General features: G+C 74.4%; 12 protein-coding genes and 2 pseudogenes. 6 read left to right on the top strand and 8 right to left on the bottom strand.

Annotation, left to right across the window (positions count from 1 at the left end; genetic code table 11):
* Positions 1–2: 2 nt before the first annotated feature.
* Together ACIBPC_RS03530 and ACIBPC_RS03525 are read right to left on the bottom strand one after the other, a co-directional pair.
* Positions 3–674 (bottom strand): response regulator, encoded by a 672-nt coding sequence (locus ACIBPC_RS03530; protein ID WP_398840974.1) that lies wholly within the window; start codon positions 672–674, stop codon positions 3–5.
* On the bottom strand, positions 671–1,963 hold the full coding sequence (locus ACIBPC_RS03525; protein ID WP_398840972.1) for a sensor histidine kinase: 1,293 nt from the start codon (positions 1,961–1,963) through the stop codon (positions 671–673). The genes ACIBPC_RS03530 and ACIBPC_RS03525 overlap by 4 nt, the downstream gene beginning before the upstream one ends.
* 92 nt (positions 1,964–2,055) lie before the next feature.
* On the opposite strand from ACIBPC_RS03525, the pseudogene ACIBPC_RS03520 reads away from it, so the two are divergent.
* A pseudogene (locus ACIBPC_RS03520) lies at positions 2,056–2,736 on the top strand (class I SAM-dependent methyltransferase); the annotation flags it as partial.
* A gap of 143 nt (positions 2,737–2,879) precedes the next feature.
* On the opposite strand, the gene ACIBPC_RS03515 reads toward ACIBPC_RS03520, so the two are convergent.
* Both ACIBPC_RS03515 and ACIBPC_RS03510 read right to left on the bottom strand, forming a co-directional pair.
* Positions 2,880–4,283 (bottom strand): MFS transporter, encoded by a 1,404-nt coding sequence (locus ACIBPC_RS03515; protein WP_398840970.1) that lies wholly within the window; start codon positions 4,281–4,283, stop codon positions 2,880–2,882.
* Positions 4,280–4,912, bottom strand: a complete 633-nt coding sequence (locus tag ACIBPC_RS03510; protein WP_362956017.1) for a winged helix-turn-helix domain-containing protein — start codon at positions 4,910–4,912, stop codon at positions 4,280–4,282. Before ACIBPC_RS03510 ends, ACIBPC_RS03515 begins: the two co-directional genes overlap by 4 nt.
* Positions 4,913–5,275: 363 nt before the next feature.
* Between ACIBPC_RS03510 and ACIBPC_RS03505 the strand changes: the two genes are divergently transcribed.
* The 4 genes from ACIBPC_RS03505 to ACIBPC_RS03490 all read left to right on the top strand — a co-directional run bounded on the left by ACIBPC_RS03505 (position 5,276) and on the right by ACIBPC_RS03490 (position 9,506).
* Positions 5,276–5,755 (top strand): cation:proton antiporter regulatory subunit, encoded by a 480-nt coding sequence (locus ACIBPC_RS03505; RefSeq protein WP_398840968.1) that lies wholly within the window; start codon positions 5,276–5,278, stop codon positions 5,753–5,755.
* A gap of 94 nt (positions 5,756–5,849) precedes the next feature.
* On the top strand, positions 5,850–7,067 hold the full coding sequence (locus ACIBPC_RS03500; RefSeq protein ID WP_362956013.1) for a cation:proton antiporter: 1,218 nt from the start codon (positions 5,850–5,852) through the stop codon (positions 7,065–7,067).
* Between the two features lie 194 nt (positions 7,068–7,261).
* Positions 7,262–8,695: an FGGY-family carbohydrate kinase gene (locus ACIBPC_RS03495; RefSeq protein WP_398840966.1), complete on the top strand. Its 1,434-nt coding sequence runs from the start codon at positions 7,262–7,264 to the stop codon at positions 8,693–8,695.
* Between the two features lie 247 nt (positions 8,696–8,942).
* Positions 8,943–9,506, top strand: a complete 564-nt coding sequence (locus tag ACIBPC_RS03490; protein ID WP_398840965.1) for a GNAT family N-acetyltransferase — start codon at positions 8,943–8,945, stop codon at positions 9,504–9,506.
* Positions 9,507–10,073: 567 nt separating this feature from the next.
* Here ACIBPC_RS03490 and ACIBPC_RS03485 read toward each other — a convergent pair.
* Positions 10,074–10,943, bottom strand: a complete 870-nt coding sequence (locus ACIBPC_RS03485; protein WP_398840964.1) for a pentapeptide repeat-containing protein — start codon at positions 10,941–10,943, stop codon at positions 10,074–10,076.
* Between the two features lie 89 nt (positions 10,944–11,032).
* Between ACIBPC_RS03485 and ACIBPC_RS03480 the strand changes: the two genes are divergently transcribed.
* The gene (locus ACIBPC_RS03480; RefSeq protein WP_362956002.1) at positions 11,033–11,542 is read left to right on the top strand and encodes a GNAT family N-acetyltransferase; all 510 of its coding nucleotides are present in this window, start codon (positions 11,033–11,035) and stop codon (positions 11,540–11,542) included.
* On the opposite strand, the pseudogene ACIBPC_RS03475 reads toward ACIBPC_RS03480, so the two are convergent.
* The 3 genes and pseudogenes from ACIBPC_RS03475 to ACIBPC_RS03465 all read right to left on the bottom strand — a co-directional run.
* Positions 11,530–12,479: pseudogene (locus tag ACIBPC_RS03475) on the bottom strand (RNA polymerase sigma factor); the annotation flags it as partial. The gene ACIBPC_RS03480 and the pseudogene ACIBPC_RS03475 sit on opposite strands and share 13 nt — an antisense overlap.
* Before the next feature lie 284 nt (positions 12,480–12,763).
* Positions 12,764–14,704 (bottom strand): DNA primase, encoded by a 1,941-nt coding sequence (gene dnaG, locus ACIBPC_RS03470; protein WP_398840962.1) that lies wholly within the window; start codon positions 14,702–14,704, stop codon positions 12,764–12,766.
* A 56-nt stretch (positions 14,705–14,760) separates the two neighbouring features.
* Entirely contained in the window at positions 14,761–16,503 is a 1,743-nt protein-coding gene (locus ACIBPC_RS03465) for a pyruvate dehydrogenase (protein WP_398840960.1), read from the bottom strand.
* Positions 16,504–16,562 lie beyond the last annotated feature (59 nt).

The following is a 16,562-nucleotide window of genomic DNA, read 5'->3' as shown; positions in this document are numbered from 1 at the left end:
CACTATGGGCCAAGCGCGCGCGGCCCACCACCGGGCGGATGGCGCACGGCGAACACCGCCAGATGGACGCGGGTGGCGCTGCCGGTCTTGCGCATCAGGCTCGCGACGTGCGTCTTCACCGTCGTCACGCCGATGTGGACGCGGGCGGCGATCTCCGCGTTCGACAGGCCGCGTCCGACGTGGCCGAGGATCTCGCGCTCGCGGGCGGTCAGCTCGGGCAGCGCGTCGCAGGGGGTCGTCTCGCGGCCCTGCCAGGCGCGCGTCGCGTGCCCGACGAGGCGCCGCAGCACGGCCTGGCTGAACGGGCTGCCGCCGCCGGCCGCCTGCCGTATCGCGTCGGTCAGTTCGCCGGGGGCCGCGTCCTTGGCGAGGAAGCCGCAGGCACCGGCGGCGAGCGCCGGGTACAGGTGGTCGTCGTCGTCGAAGGTGGTGAGGACGACGACGCGGGTGGCGGGGCGTGCCTCGTTGATGCGGCGGGTGGCGGTCGTGCCGTCCATGCCGGGCATCCGCAGGTCCATGAGGACGACGTCGGGGCGTTCGGTCTCGGCGAGGCGGACGGCCTCCGCGCCGGTGGCGGCCTCGCCGACGATGCGGATGTCGGGGGTGGACTCGCAGAGCATGCGCAGACCGGCGCGGACGAGTCGCTGGTCGTCCACGAGCAGCGTTCTGATCACGGCGTCTCCCGGGGGACCCGAGGGGCGGGGAACTCGGCGCGCAGCCGCCAGCCGGGGCCGCGCGGCGCCGGGCCCGCGCTGAGGGTGCCGCCGAAGAGGGCGACGCGTTCGCGCAGGCCGACGAGCCCGTAGCCGCCGCCGGTGGAGGTGGCGGGGAGTGCCAGGCGGGCGGCGGGCGGTCCGGCCGGTCCCTCGTCGGTGACCTCGACGCGGACGGTGCGGTCCGTGCAGTCGGGGCGGCCGGTGCCGGTGTCCGCGCCGCAGGCGGTGGGCGCGGACACGGGCGCGGGCGCTGGGTGGGCGAGGGTGACGGCCACAAGGGTGCGTGTGCCCGCGCCCGCGTGCTTGGCCACATTGGTCAGGCCCTCCTGGACGACGCGCAGGACGGCCAGGCCCCGTACGGCGTCGAGGGTGTCGAGGCCGGGGTCGATGCGGGGCTCGACGCGCAGCCCGGCCTGCGCGGAGCGCTCGACGACGGCGGTGACGGCGGCCGGGAGTTCGGCGGGCGCGACGAGCAGGGAGCCCGCGCGTCCGGCGTCCTGGAGCGCCGCGGGGTCCCGTAACACGGCGACCATCCGGCGCAGGTCGGCGAGCGTGGCGGTGGCGGCGGAATGGATGTCGTCGAGCACCTCGCGGACCGGCGGGGTCAGCCCCGGGAGCACCTCGTGGGCGACCCCGGCGCGCAGGGCCATGGAGGCGACGTGGTGGGCGACCAGGTCGTGCAGTTCGCGGGCCAGCTCGGTGCGTTCGGCGAGCCGGGCGCCCTCGGCGGCCAGTTCGCGGCGCTCCTCGGCCTCGCGGGCGCGGGCGCGTGCCTGGGCGAGCGCGTCGCGGGACGCGCGGAGGTAGGCGCCGAGGAGCAGCGGCGCGCCGACGACGCACAGCACGCGGTAGCCGACCGCGAGGACCCCGCCGACCGTCTCGTGCTGGTCGAGGACGACGACGTACGCGACGGTCACGGCCAGCATGCCGAGCAGGGCGGTGCGGTAGGGGCGGCGGACGGCCAGCTCGAACAGGGCGACGCTGGCGAGCACCTTGGCGACGACCGGCGTGGACGCGGCGGTGCCGTGCGCGGCCACGATGAGCGCGGACTCGGCGACGGTCACGGCCAGCGGCCATCTGCCGCCCGCCAGGAACAGCCCGGCGGCGGCCAGGGTCACGGCCCAGTCGGCGGGGGTCACCGGGGTGCGCTGCATGAAGAGCAGGTAGCCGGGACCTATCAGCAGGGGCACGAACCGCGCGGGCCCGAACCGTTCGCCCACCGCACGTCCCACCCAGGTCAACAGCACGGCCCGACAGTATCCCGACCGGCTGGAAACCCCACCGCCCAGGCGGCCGCGTACGTCTCATCTCCTCCCTGCCCGCCCTGTCCGGGGCGGTCATGGCCAACCCGCCGCTGCGCCGCGGGCGTTCACCCAGGGCCGTGCGGACGGCACCGCGTGACCCGGGCCGTCCCCCCGCGTTGTCCCGGGCGCGCGGGGGACAGCACATCCGGCGACTCGACGCGTACGCCTCAAGGTGGAAATCGCCTCCTCCTTCAGGCCGCTCTCTCCGGCTCGTCTGCGGATGCCGCGCGCCCGTCCGGTCGCCGATCGTGATCAACCGTGATCACCGCAGGGCGACAGGCAGGGAGCTGACCATGGTGGAGCGCACGGGGCACGCGCTGTTCGTTCGCGAGTTCTTCCGGCACCCGGTGCACACGGCGTCGCTGGTGCCCAGCTCCTCCGCGCTGGCCGCGCGCATGGCCGCGCGCGTGCCCGCGACGGGCGACCCGGTCGTCGTCGAACTCGGCCCCGGCACCGGCGCGTTCACCGGCGCCCTCCAGGAGCGGCTCGGCGGCCGCGGCCGCCATGTCGCCATCGACCTGAACCCGCGCATGACCGGCCACCTGGCGCGGCGGTTCCCCCGCGTCGAGGTGGTGGAGGACAGCGCCGACGCGCTGCCCCGCATCCTCGCCGAGCGCGGCACGGGACCGGCCGACCTGGTGGTGAGCGGCCTGCCGTTCACCGTGTTCGAGAGCGGGGAGCGGCCGCTGGTGGACACCATCGCCTCGGTCCTCGCCCCCGGTGGCGCCTACACGCAGTTCAGCTACTCGTGGACGCGCTGGGCCGCCCCGGCGCGGCGCCAGCGTGCCCGGGTCCGCGCGGCGTTCACGGGCGTGGAGACGGGCCGCACGGTGTGGCGGAACTTCCCGCCCGCCTTCGTCTACGTGGCGACCGGCCCCGTGTCCCCGGCCGCGCTCCCCGCCCCGGCCGCGGCGGTCGGCGGGGTGGCGGAGATCGACGGAGTGCTGGAGGTCGGCGGGGTCGTGGGCGTGGGCGGCGCCTGACCCGCGGGTCCGGCCGCCCGGCCCGGCCGCCGGTCCATGTCGCGCCAGGACGGCAGCAGCGCGGGCACGGTGGTGGCGGTGAGGTAGACGGCCGTGGCGGCGAGCAGCACGGGCAGCAGCCCGGCGGCGGAGACGGCGGCACCGGCCACGAGCCCGCCGAGGGGTATGCCCGCCGCGGCGAGCGAGTCGCCGAACGCCTGCGTCCGCCCCAGCACGTACCGGGGCACGCGCTCGAACACGATCGCGCCGATGATCGGGTTGATGAACCCGGCGCCGAAGCCGCTGACCGTGAAGAGGACCAGGGCCGCCCCCAGGGGTATCGCCCCGTCGGAGGCCAGCGCGAGCACCCCGAACTTGGGGGCGCCGCTGATCAGGAACCCGAGCAGGAAGACGGGGCGGCGGCGCAGCCGGTGCGCCACGGCGGCGGCCGTCACGCTGCCGGCGATCGCGGCGGCGCCGAAGCAGCTGCCGACCAGGCCGACGGCGGAGGTGCCGTGCCCCGACTCACGGGCCCACAGCGGCAGCAGGACGGAGCTGAACGCGGCGTCGAGGAAGTTGGTGACCGCCACCAGGACGATCACCCCGCTCAGCAGCCGGTCGGTCCTGAAGTACGCGAGGCCCTCCGCGAACCTGCGCCAGTAGCCCGGCTCGGACGCGGCCCCGGCGCTCCCGGGCCCTTCGGGGGACGGCCCCGGCGGTGCGGCGCCCATCCCCCGCGGCAGCGCGGCGGCGATGATCAGGGAACCGAGCGCGAAGCAGACCGCGTTGGCCGCCAGTCCGGCGAGCGCGCCGGTCAGCGCGACCAGCACGCCGCCCACGGCGGGTCCGACGGTCCCCGCGAGCCGTTCGACCACGCCGGACAGCCCGGTCGCGCGCTCCATGGGGACGCCGGAGCGGTCGGCCGCCTCCGGGACCATCACCTCCTTCGCCAGGTCGCCGGGTCCGCGCGCCGCGCCGATGAGCGCCACCAGGACGAGGAGCAGCCGGAACGGCAGCGCCCCCGCGGCGGCGAGCAGGGGTATCAGGCCGATGCACAGGGCGCTGACGAGGTCGGTGGTCCAGGAGACGGTCCTCGGTCCTGCCCGGTCGGCGACCGGCCCCGCCAGAGCCTTGGCGGCGACGTAGGGGACCAGCTCGCAGAAGGCGACGAGGCCGGTGCGGACGGCGCTGTCGGTGGTGACGAGGACGTACCAGGGCAGGGCGATGGCCGAGACGGCGGTGCCGGTCCTGGCCACGGCGAAGGCCGCGAGCAGCCCCCACAGCGGCCGCCGCCCGCTCACCGGACGCCGCCCGGTGCCGCCATCGCCGGGTCCGGCAGGATCTCCATGACCAGCACCACGCGCTCGGCGCCCGGCGGCGCCTCGACCGGCGCGTCCACGACGTCCCGCCGGTAGCGGGCGACGACCTCGCGCAGATCGCGGCGCAGCGCCCCGGTCTCCTCCGGTGTGAGGCGCAGCGCGGCGTCGTACAGGCCGACGGACTCCTGCCAGACCTCGGGCATGGCGTCGAGGGCGCCGATCGTCGTCTCGGCCAGTTCGGTGTGCGAGGCGGCGACGGCCAGCAGGTAGGTGAGGGTCGCCTCCGGCTCGCTGCGGGCCACCGACACGTCGTCGAACGAGGTGCCCCGGTGGACCGACCGCCACCACCGCTCCCGCCCGGTGCCCCGCTCCTCGTCCTCGGCGACGAACCCGGCGGCGGCGAGCTGGCGGAGGTGGTAGCTGGTCACGCCCGAGCTGAGGCCGGTCCGCTGGGCGAGGCCGGTGGCGGTCGCGGCCCCGTCGGCCCGCAGCAGGCCGAGGAGGCGGATGCGAAGGGGATGCGCGAGCGCGCGCAGCCCCCGGGCGTCGAGGGCGACGTTCTGCTGCGGGTCGGAACCCTCGGGGAGCGGATACCCGGGTCGTTCGGTCATGTCACTCACCGTAGTCCACCAAGAGATCGCTGCAAAGTCTTTTCTGCAAAAAATTTCTTGCAAAGGAATCCGGGCGGTCGGAGGATGGGCTCGCACGGCACCGGCCGCGGACGGGAGGAGGGCGGGAGCAGGCCGCGGACTGATCACAGTCCGGCAAAGGCGGCGGGGCAGGGGGGCGCGTCCCGGCATCACCTGGCGCATGATCAACGATCTTGCGCCGCCGGGGACTTCGTTCCTCGCCGCATGTCCGCGACAATGGAGCCGCACACCCTTCCACCCCTGCCCGGGGGCGCGGTGGGCCCAATCCGTTGCCGGCAGGGCGGGTTAGGGTGGCGGGGACCAGCGGTTGAGGAGGCAGATCATATGGTGACGCGACGCACCCCGTTGCCGGGCGTCGGCACCCAGTACGACGTCGCTACCCGGGACGGACGGCACATCTCCGTCGTCGCCCACGAGGACGGCCGGCGTTTCGTGAGCTTCTTCGATCCCGAGGACCCGGACGCGTGCGCGTGCACCGTCCCGCTCGAACCCGAGGAAGCCGCCCGCCTCGCCTCCGTGATGGCACCGGAGCGGGCCGAGGCGGCACTCGGCGTCGCCGAACTCGGCATCGACCTGGTCACCGAACGTATCCCGATCGAACCCGACTCTCCCTACCGCGGGCGTCCCATGGGGGACACCAAGGCCCGCACCAGGACAGGCGCCTCGATCGTGGCCGTGCTCCGCAGGACCGGGGCGCACCCCTCTCCGGGTCCGGACTTCCGCCTGGAGGCAGGTGACACGTTGCTGGTCGTCGGCACCCGTGAGGGCGTCGACGATCTGGCCGACATCGTCGCAGGAGTGTGACGTCCCGACACCCGGCGCCCGGGACGGGACCGCCGGCGGTCAGCGCTGCACGGAGCCGTGTCAATGACCTCGACTATCGAAGGGTGCGGTGATCGTGCACGACACAACTACCATGCTGATCGAACTAGGAGCCGTCGTCCTGGGCCTCGGCCTCGTCGGACGGCTGGCGGGGCGGCTCAGCCTCTCCCCCATCCCCCTGTACCTGCTCATCGGGCTCGCCTTCGGTCACGGGGGGCTCATCCCGCTGTCCACGACCGAGGACTTCATCGAGATCGGCGCCGAGATCGGCGTCATCCTGCTGCTCCTCATGCTCGGCCTGGAGTACACGGCCACCGAGCTGGTGGACAGCCTGAAGACGCAGTACCCGTCCGGCATCGTGGACCTGGTGCTGAACGCCACCCCGGGCGCGGTGGCGGGTCTGCTCCTGGGCTGGGGGCCGGTGGGCGCGCTCGCGCTGGCGGGCGTCACCTACATCTCGTCGTCCGGCGTGATCGCGAAGATCCTGACGGAGCTGAAACGTCTCGGTAACCGCGAGACACCCGTCATCCTGGGCATCCTCGTGATCGAGGACCTGACGATGGCGGTCTACCTGCCGGTCCTGTCCACCGTGCTGGCGGGTGTGGGGCTCGCCAGCGGCAGCCTGACCCTGGCGATCGCCCTGGGCACGGCGGGCGTCGCGCTGTTCTTCGCGCTGCGGCACGGGCGGGTGATCAGCAAGGCCGTCTCCTCGGACAACCCGGAGATGCTCCTGCTGGTGGTCCTCGGCCTCACGCTGCTGGTGGCGGGCGTCGCGCAGCGGCTCCAGGTGTCGGCGGCGGTCGGCGCGTTCCTGGTGGGCATCGCGCTGTCGGGGGAGGTCGCGCACAACACGCGGCGGCTCTTCACCCCGCTGCGCGACCTGTTCGCGGCCGTCTTCTTCGTCTTCTTCGGCCTGTCGACCAACCCGACGGACATCCCGCCGGTGCTGGTGCCCGCGCTGCTGCTGGCCGTGGTCACCGCCGGGACGAAGATCGCGACCGGCTGGTACGCGGCACGGCGCGCGGGGATCGGGCCACGCGGCCGGTTCCGGGCGGGCGGCGCGCTGGTGGCGCGCGGCGAGTTCTCCATCGTCATAGCGGGACTCGCGTCGGCCACCGAGCCACGGGTCGCGCCGGTGGCGACGGCGTACGTGCTGATCCTCGTGATCGTCGGCCCGTTCGCCACACGGTGGACGGAGCCGGTGGCGCGGAAGGTCATGGAGTGGCGCCGCTCGCGGCAGCCGGAGACCGCCCAGGTCGTCGGCGAACCGCGCGGGGCCGAATCCGGCGTCTGAGAGACGCCCGGGGGGAAGAACGGACGGGCGGGGCCGTCGTACGGCGACCACCGGCCACGGCGTACGCGTGCGGCGGCACGCGGCGCCACCGGGCCGGGGCGTGTGTCACGGAACCGCCCGCACCCTGTCACCGGTACGACCGTACGACCACCACCGGACCGCTGGGCCGTTCGGATGAGGCATCATCTGACCTCATGGGAATCGTCGCCGGTCTGGACAGCTCGTCCGTCCACACACGCATCGTCGTCTGCGACACGGAGACCGGGCAGGTCGTCCGGCAGGGCATGGCGGAACACCCGGTCAGCGGCAACACCCCCGGGGCGTGGCTGCTCTCCCTCGGCGAGGCGACGGACGGCGGCATGCTGGACGGCGTCACCGCCATCGGCGTGACCGCGCAGCCCCTCGGCCTCGTCCCCCTGGACGCCGACGGGCAGCCGGTCGGCACGGCGCTGGCGGACGGCGACGACGGCGCCCGCACGGCGGCCCTCGGCCTGGTCGAGGCGCTCGGCGGCCGGGCGGCGTGGGCGGAGGCGGTCGGTTCCGTGCCGCACGTCAACCAGCCCGTGACCCGGCTGCGGCGGCTGGCGCGCGAGGACCCCGAGGCCGCCAAGCGCACCACCACCGTGCTCCAGGCCCAGGACTGGCTCGTCTGGGAACTGCTGGGCCGCCCCCGGCGCTGGACCACCGACCGCGGCTGCGCCTCCGAGACCGGCTACTGGTCGGCCGTGTCCGGGACCTGGCGCTACGAACTCGCGGAGCTGGCCCTCGGCCACCCCGTGAACCTCCCCGACGTCATCGGCCCCGCCGAGTCGGCGGGCCGCACCCCGGAGGGGCTGCTGATATCCGCCGGTACCGGGGAGACCATGGCGGCGGCCCTCGGCCTCGGCGTCGGCCCGGGCGACGCCGTCATCTCGCTCGGCGCCTCCGGTTCGGTCTGCGCCGTGCACGACGAGGCGCTGACCGACCCGACCGGCACCATCACCTCGTTCGCCGACGCCACCGGCCGCCACCTGCCGGTCGTCCGCACCCTCAACGCGACGCGCGTCCTGCGGGGCGCCGCCGAGATGCTCGGGCAGGACCTCCCGGCCCTCTCCGAACTGGCCCTGCGCTCCACGCCGGGCGCGCACGGCCTGGTCCTCCTCCCCTACCTCGCGGGCGAACGGACCCCCGACCTCCCGCACACCGCGGGCACCCTCGCCGGGCTGCGCCGCGAGAGCATGAAGCCGGAGCACCTGGCGCGCGCCGCGTTCGAGGGCATGCTGTGCGGCCTCGCCGACGCGGCGGACGTCCTGCGGAACCGTGGCGTCCGGATCGACCGCGTGTTCCTGCTCGGCCCGGCGGCCGAACTGCCCGCCGTCAAGGCGCTGGCCCCGGCGCTGTTCGGCGCGCGGGTCGTCATCCCCGAACCGGCCGACTACACGGCGATCGGCGCCGCCAGGCAGGCGGCGTGGGCCCAGGGCGTGGCGGACGGGACACTGACCCCGGCCGAACCCCCGGCCTGGCCGGGCGCGCCGGGCGCGACGCTGGACCCCGGCGAGGAACGGGCCGTGGGCTCGGCGGTGCGCCAGCAGTTCGCGGCGGTCCGCGAGGAACACCACCCCGGCGCCTTCGCCCCCCTGGACGCCTGAACGGCACCGGTCCCGGGCGGGCGTGTGGAGCGTCCCGGGCCCGGGACAGACACGCGCCAGTGCCGTGCCGGATGCTTCGCGGCCGGGCCGAACAGGATGCCGCGCACCGTGGACCGCGTTCCGCACAGCCGATGGCGGACGACGCGGTGGAGCGTGCACGCACGGCCCCGGTCATCCGTGAGCACGCCCGGCCAGAGGCTCCAGCACGAAGTCCCGGCCGGGCGTCGGGCTGGCTAGGCTGTCAGCCATGACCAGCGGTGACGCCACTGAGCCCGCCGTCCTCGACGCCGGGGGGCTGTCTTCCCGTCCGGAGCTGGAAGCCCGGTTCGTGGAGTCGGCCCACCGGCTCTTGGCGGACCTGGTCAGTGGCGGTGCCGCGCTGGGCTGGACCGAACCACCCTCTCGGGACGGGGTGGCAGAACTCCTCGGCCACGTCGTCCACGCCGCGCGGGCCGGGGACGCGGCCCTGCGCGCCGCTTATCTCGACGGACGGCTCGTCGGGTTGGGGTATTGGCTCCGCTACGCCCGGCCGACCCATCGGCCGCACGCCGACCTGGAGAGGATCGCGGTGGACGCCGCCGCCCATGGTCGCGGCATCGGCCGGTCGCTGACCGCCGCCCTGGTCGCGGACGCCCGGGAGGCGGGGATCGAGGTCCTCACGCTGGACGCCCGTGGCGACAACGCCCGTGCCCTGCGCCTCTACCGGTCGCTGGGCTTCACCGAATACGGCCGTCTCCCCGGCTTCGTCGCCGTCGGCGAGCACCGGTACGACAAGGTTTTCTGCATGCTCGACTTCCGCCGGCAAGGCTGACCACTGCTCCGCGCTGGGGTCTGTCCGGCGGATCCTGTCGCGGCTCACGGCTCCCCCAGATGCGGTGCACCGCAAGGCGCCGGATCGCAGCTCATACCCGACCGTATTCGCGCGATTCGACAACGCAGCGAGGTTCCCCCAGGCCCGGAGGCCGGGGAGGTACCCCCACGCCGGGCGTCGTCAGACAGGCGAGACCCGCCGGACAGACCCCAAGGCCCGGCGGCACCCCGCCGGGCCTTCGCGATCGGTCGCGGGAGCCGATCACGAAGTGCGTCAAGGGGATGGGCTGGTCGCGCGACGCAAGGGCCTCCCGCCTTCGCCTTCCGGCTGCGGATCGGAGGGCGGCAGCTCAGGTCCGTCGGTCGTGTCCCGCCCCTTCGAGGTGAGCGGACGGGCCGGAACGCCGCACCCCCCGGGCCGGGAGCGGTTCGGTGGGGCGGGCGTCCGACCACAGTCACGGCCGGGGAGCCCGTTCGTCCGTCGGAGTCGAGGTAGCGGCCGCCTGGCGGCCCGGCAGCCGACGTGCCGCGGCCCACCGGCCAGGGGGCACGCGTACGGGCGCGGGTGTCAGTTCCAGTGCGGCGGGCGGGTCAGGTGGGGCGGGATGCGGGTTGCCGTGTCGCCCTTCGCCGCGTTCAGCTGCGGCTGCGTCATGAACAGTGCGTCCGTCAGGTCAGCGCCCCGCAGGTCGGTGTCGCGGAGGTCGGCGCCCAGCAGGTCCGCCGTGCGCAGGTCCGCCTTCCGCAGGTCGGCGGCGATCAGGAGCGCGCCCCGCAGCGTCGCGCCCCGCAGGGCGGCCCCCCGCAGGCGGGCGCCCATCAGGTCGGCGCCACGGTGGTCCTTCGTCCGGCCCGCCACGGCCGCGCGGACGCGTTCGCTCGTACGGGAGAGCAGTTCACCGACGCGTGCGCGCAGCGCCGGGACGTCCGCACCGGCCAGGGCCGCCGCGTCGCCGTCCGCCAGCCGTTCCGCGTCTGCCAGCGCGCGGCGCAGGTCGGCGCGCAGCGGGCGGGCGGCGGGCAGGGCGGCGGCCTCGGTGAGGTACCACAGCAGCTCGTGCAGCTGCCGCATGACGGCGAAGGCGTCGAACATCGCGCGCGCCGTGCCCGGTTCGCGCCGCCAGTCGCGCCCGCCGAAGGTGACCTGCGAGACGCGCTGCCCCGCGCCGAAGCAGTCGTAGACCGTGCAGCCGGTGTACCCCTCGCCGCGCAGCCGGTCGTGGATGCCGCAGCGGAACGCGTCGGTGAGGTTCCCGCACGCCTTCCCCGCCGCCTTGCTGACGGGGAAGTCCGCCGACGCCGTGAACGGCAGCGCGACGCAGCACAGTCCGAAGCACTCGCCGCAGTCCGCGCTCAGCTCCCGCCGCGCCTCGGGCGGCGGGCCGTCCGGCGTGGCGCGTACGGGCTGCTGCGGGGACTGACGGACCTGCCGCGACACGGGACGCGCTCCTCGGGAGATGGTGGTGGCCGCCACCATTGTCCCCCTCCCCCGGTCCCCGCCGACCGGGGGCCGGGGAGACTCGTTCCATGGACGAGCGACCCGGAACGCCCCCGCACACCGCGCCCTGGCGGCTGCGCCCCGCCGTCGCGGCGGACGTGGAGGCCATCGCCGAGCTGCGCGCCACCGTGCTGCGCGCGGACCTCGAACGCCTCGGGCGCTACGACGGGCACCGCGTGCGGCAGCGGCTGCGCGACGCGTTCGACCCCCGGCACACGTCGGTCGTCGCGGTCGGCCGCGAACTGGCCGGCTGCGTCACGGTCAGGCCCGCCGACGACGGCAGGCGGTGGCTGGAGAACTTCTACCTCGCCCCGCGCCACCAGGGCCGCGGCATCGGCACCGCCGTGCTGCGCGGCGTCCTGGCGCGGGCCGACGCGGACGGCGTGCCCGTGGTCCTGTACGTCCTGCGGGGCAGCGCGGCCCGCCGCCTCTACGAGCGGCACGGGTTCGTGCTGGAGGCCGAGGAGCCGGTCGACGACGTCATGGCGCGCCCGGTCCGCCAGCCCTCTCAAGCCCCTCAGGCCCCTCAGTCCAGGTAGCCGCGCAGCTGCTCCGCGTACGTGTGGTCCCGCAGCTTGGAGAGCGTCTTGTGCTCGATCTGCCGGATGCGCTCACGCGTCACGCCGAAGAGGCGGCCGATCTCCTCCAGCGTGCGCGGCCTGCCGTCCACCAGCCCGTACCGCAGCTCCACGACGCGCCGCTCGCGGTCGGCGAGCGTGGACAGGACGGCCTCCAGCTGCTCGCGCAGCAGCATGAACGCGGCGGTCTCGGCGGGCGAGGGCATGTCGGCGTCCTCGATGAGGTCGCCGAGGTTGACGTCGTCCTCGTCCCCTATCGGCGCCTGGAGCGACACCGGGTCCTGGGCGAGCCGCAGGATCTCGCCGACGCGGGCCGGGGTGAGGCCGAGCAGGACGGCGACCTCCTCGACGGTCGGCTCGTACCCCTGCTCCTGGAGGACGCTGCGCTGGATGCGGATGACGCGGTTGATCAGCTCCACGACGTGCACGGGCATGCGGATGGTGCGCGCCTGGTCGGCGATGGCGCGGGACATGGCCTGGCGTATCCACCACGTCGCGTACGTCGAGAACTTGAAGCCCCGCGCGTAGTCGAACTTCTCGACCGCCCTGATCAGGCCGAGGTTGCCCTCCTGCACGAGGTCGAGCATCGTCATGCCGCGCCCGATGTACCGTTTCGCCACCGAGACGACGAGCCGCAGGTTGGCCTCGATCAGCTGCCGTTTCGCCAGCCGCCCCCGCACCACGAGCCGGTCGAGGTCGAGCGCCGTCCGCTCGTCGAGCCCGGAGACGGTCAGCAGCCGCTCCTCCGCGAACAGCCCCGCCTCCACCCTGCGCGCCAGCTCGACCTCCTCGGACGCGGTGAGCAGCGGTATGCGGCCGATCTCGCGCAGGTACTGGCGGAAGAGGTCGCCGGCGCCGCCCGCGGTCTCCGTCCGCGGGGCGGGGGCGGCCGGGGCCTCGATGGTGAGCGTCTGGGACTGCACGGGAACGAACCTCCGGTGATCGCGGCAGTGCGGAAACAGCGAGGATCGGTGACGCGGAACGCCGTGCGGGAGGACGGCGTCGGTGATCGGCGGTGCCGGGCGGGCGTGCGCGGAAGCGGTGGGGAACGCGGGGACACGGTGTGTGGACGGGCGCCGCTCTCAGTGTGCGCCACGACACACTCCGGCCACGAGGGTCGTGCGGGTACTTTTTGCGCGGGCCGGAGCACCCGCCGGGCTCGCGGCGGCGGGACGCGCCCGGTCAGAGCGCCGCGACGCCCCGTTCGCGCAGGGCGGTGCGGTACTGCTCCAGGGTCCACAGCTCGCCGCGCAGGTCGGCCGCGGCCTGCGCGTTGCCCGCCTGGGCCTCGGCGCGGCGTGCGGCGGACTCCAGGTCGCGGAGCCTGCGGTCCACGGCGGCGAGCCTGACCTGGACGAGGCGGCGGCCCGCGTAGACGTCGGTCTCGGCGCGGCGGCGGCGCGGCATGGTCAGCGGTTCGACGGCCAGTTCGGTGACGAGGGTGCGGACGGAGTCGTCGGGCGCGGCCTCGCGGACCCGTTCGAGGAACGCGTCGTCGGCGCCGCTGACGCCGCCCGCCTCCATGACGGCGCGGCGCACCGCGACGTACGGCGCGGCGGTGAACTCGTCCTCGCCGTACGCGTCGAAGGCGGGGGCGACGAGGGCGGGGAACTGGAGGGCGACCTTCAGCAGTTCGCGCTCTTCGAGGAGGGCGGGGCTGCGCAGGTTGAGCGGGGGTCCTGACGGCGTGCGCGGTCCGGGCGGCACGGTGGCGGCGGGCTGCTGGCCCCGTACGGGGGCGCGCGTCGCCGTACGGGTGCCCCCGCCGCCCGTCGCGCGCTGCCGGTTCCAGCGGGCGAGCTGGCCGACGCGCCGGACGACGAAGCTCTCGTCCGGGATGCCGACGAGCCCGGCGAGCCGGACGGCGTACTCGTGCTGGATGGCGCTGTCCTTGATCTGCGCGACGATCGGCCCGGCGAACTCCAGGGCGGCGGAACGGCCCTCCGCGGTGTCCAGATTGTGCTGCGAGACGATCGACCTGATGGCGAACTCGAACAGCGGCGATCGCCGTTCGATCAGCTGCTGCACCGCCTCGTCGCCCTCGGCGAGGCGCAGCTCGCACGGGTCCATGCCGCCGGGCGAGACGGCGATGGAGGTGCGGGCGGCGAACTTCTGGTCGTCCTCGAACGCGCGCAGCGCCGCCTTCTGCCCGGCGGCGTCGCCGTCGAAGGTGAAGACGACCTCGCCCGCGCTGTGGGCGGTCGAGCTGTCCATCAGCAGGCGGCGGAGGATCTTCACGTGGTCGCCGCCGAAGGCCGTGCCGCAGGTGGCGATCGCGGTGGTGACCCCGGCGAGGTGGCAGGCCATGACGTCGGTGTAGCCCTCGACGACGACCGCGCTGTTGGTCTTGGCGATGTCGCGCTTGGCGAGGTCGATGCCGTACAGGACCTGCGACTTGTGGTAGATCGGGGTGTCCGGCGTGTTGAGGTACTTCGGCCCGTTGTCGTCGTCGCGGAGCTTGCGCGCGCCGAAGCCGATGACCTCGCCGGTGATGTCGCGGATGGGCCAGATCAGGCGTCCCCTGAACCGGTCGATCGGGCCGCGCCTGCCGTCCTGGGCGAGCCCGGAGACCAGCAGCTCGCGGTCGGTGAAGCCGCGCCCGCGCAGGAAGCGCACCAGGTGGTCCCAGCCCGCCGGGGCGTAGCCGACGCCGAAGTGGGCCGCCGCCGCCTCGTCGAAGCCGCGCTCGCCGAGGAAGCGCCGCCCGATCTCCGCCTCGGGCGAGGCGAGCTGCTCGGTGTAGTACTGGGCGGCGGCCTTGTGCGCCTCGACCAGGCGCGTGCGCTCGCCCTGCTGGCGGCCGGGGCTGTAGCCGCCCTGCTCGTACCGCAGCGTGATCCCGGCCTGGGCGGCGAGCCGCTCGACGGACTCGGAGAACGACAGGTGCTCGATCTTCATCACGAAGGCGAGGGTGTCCCCGCCCTCCTGGCAGCCGAAGCAGTGGTAGAGGCCCTTGCTCGGACTGACGTGGAACGAGGGGGACTTCTCGTCGTGGAAGGGGCACAGGCCCTTGAGGTTCCCGCCGCCCGCGGGCCTGAGCTGGAGGTACTCGGAGACGACGGCGTCGATCGGGACCGCGTCCCGCACCGTCTTCACGTCCTCGTCGTTGATCCTGCCCGCCACGCCAGAAGTCTACGGCGCCCCTCCGACAGCGCGCCGCGCGCGGCCCGGCGGCGGGGTCACGGGCGCGGGATGTTGCGCAGGTTGGAGCGGGCCAGCTGGAGCATGCGGCCCACGCCGCCCTCCAGCACGACCTTGCTCGCCGACAGGGCGAAGCCGGTGACCATCTCCGCCCTGATCTTCGGCGGGATGGACAGCGCGTTCGGGTCGGTGACGACCTCCACCAGCGCCGGGCCCTTGTGGCGGAACGCCGAGCGCAGCGCGCCGCGCACGTCCTTCGGCTTCTCGACGCGCTCCGCGTGCACCCCGGCCGCGCGGGCGACGGCGGCGAAGTCGGGGTTGCGGTAGGAGGTGCCGTACGCGGGCAGCCCGGAGACCATCATCTCCAGCTCGACCATGCCGAGCGACGAGTTGTTGAACAGCACGACCTTCACCGGCAGGCCGTACTGGACGAGGGTCAGGAAGTCGCCCATCAGCATGGTGAAGCCGCCGTCGCCCGACAGGGTGACGACCTGGCGGCGCGGGTCGAGGAACTGGGCGCCGATCGCCTGCGGCAGCGCGTTCGCCATCGAGCCGTGGCTGAACGAGCCGATGACGCGCCGCCGCCCGTTCGGCGTCAGGTAGCGGGCCGCCCAGACGTTGCACATGCCGGTGTCCACGGTGAACACGGCGTCGTCCGCCGCCTCCTCGTCCAGCACGGCCGCGACGTACTCGGGGTGGATCGGCGTGTGCTTCTCGACCTTCCTGGTGTAGGCGTGGACCACGCCCTCCAGCGCGTCGGCGTGCTTCTTCAGCATGCGGTCCAGGAAGCGGCGGTCCCTCTTCTCCCGCACGCGCGGCGTCAGGCAATCCAGCGTCTCCTTGACGTCGCCCCACACGGCCAGGTCGAGCTTGGAGCGGCGGCCCAGGTGCTCGGCGCGCACGTCCACCTGGACGATGCGGACGTCGTCGGGCAGGAACGCGTTGTACGGGAAGTCGGTGCCGAGGAGGAGCAGCAGGTCGCACTCGTGGGTCGCCTCGTACGCCGCGCCGTAGCCGAGGAGGCCGCTCATCCCGACGTCGAACGGGTTGTCGTACTGGATCCACTCCTTGCCGCGCAGGGCGTGCCCGACCGGCGCCTTGACGCGTTCGGCGAAGCGCATCACCTCGGCGTGCGCCCCCGCCGTGCCGCTGCCGCAGAAGAGCGTGACGCGCCGCGCCTCGTCCACCATGCGGGCCAGTTCGCCGATCTGCGCGTCCGCCGGGCGCACGGTCGGGCGCGACGTGACGAGGGCGTGCTCCTCGGCGCGCTCGGGGACCTGCTCGGCCGCGATGTCGCCGGGGAGCGCGACGACGCTGACGCCGCCGCGCCCGACCGCGTGCTGGATCGCCGTCTGGAGGACGCGGGGCATCTGGCGGCGGTTGGAGATCAGCTCGCAGTAGTGGCTGCACTCGCGGAAGAGGTGGTCCGGGTGCGTCTCCTGGAAGTAGCTGGTGCCGATCTCGGAGCTGGGGATCTGGGAGGCGAGGGCGAGGACGGGCGCCATGGAGCGGTGCGCGTCGTAGAGCCCGTTGATGAGGTGGAGGTTGCCGGGGCCGCAGGAGCCGGCGCAGGCGGCGAGGGAGCCGGTGAGCTGGGCCTCGGCGCCCGCCGCGAAGGCGGCCGTCTCCTCGTGCCTGACCTGGACCCAGTCGATGCCGGAGGTCCTGCGGATGGCGTCCACGACGGGGTTGAGGCTGTCGCCGACCACGCCGTAGAGGCGGCGTACGCCGGAGCGGGCGAGGATCTCGACGAACTGTTCCGCCACGGTCTGCTTGGCCATCGCTCACGCACCTCTTCCGGACGAACGGGCAGCAGGAGCAATTTATCCCTGTTCGCGCC

The organism is Streptomyces sp. NPDC049879 (assembly GCF_044461265.1).
GTDB lineage: Bacteria > Actinomycetota > Actinomycetes > Streptomycetales > Streptomycetaceae > Streptomyces.
Note: the sequence above shows the minus strand (reverse complement) of the source record. Positions and strands in the feature narration are given on the sequence as shown.

Coding starts and splice junctions, on each gene's coding strand:
- ACIBPC_RS03510 (WP_362956017.1), bottom strand. CDS start 4,912: ATGACCGAACGACCCGGGTATCCGCTCCCCGAGGGTTCCGACCCGCAG.
- ACIBPC_RS03505 (WP_398840968.1), top strand. CDS start 5,276: ATGGTGACGCGACGCACCCCGTTGCCGGGCGTCGGCACCCAGTACGAC.
- ACIBPC_RS03495 (WP_398840966.1), top strand. CDS start 7,262: ATGGGAATCGTCGCCGGTCTGGACAGCTCGTCCGTCCACACACGCATC.
- ACIBPC_RS03490 (WP_398840965.1), top strand. CDS start 8,943: ATGACCAGCGGTGACGCCACTGAGCCCGCCGTCCTCGACGCCGGGGGG.
- ACIBPC_RS03480 (WP_362956002.1), top strand. CDS start 11,033: ATGGACGAGCGACCCGGAACGCCCCCGCACACCGCGCCCTGGCGGCTG.
- ACIBPC_RS03465 (WP_398840960.1), bottom strand. CDS start 16,503: ATGGCCAAGCAGACCGTGGCGGAACAGTTCGTCGAGATCCTCGCCCGC.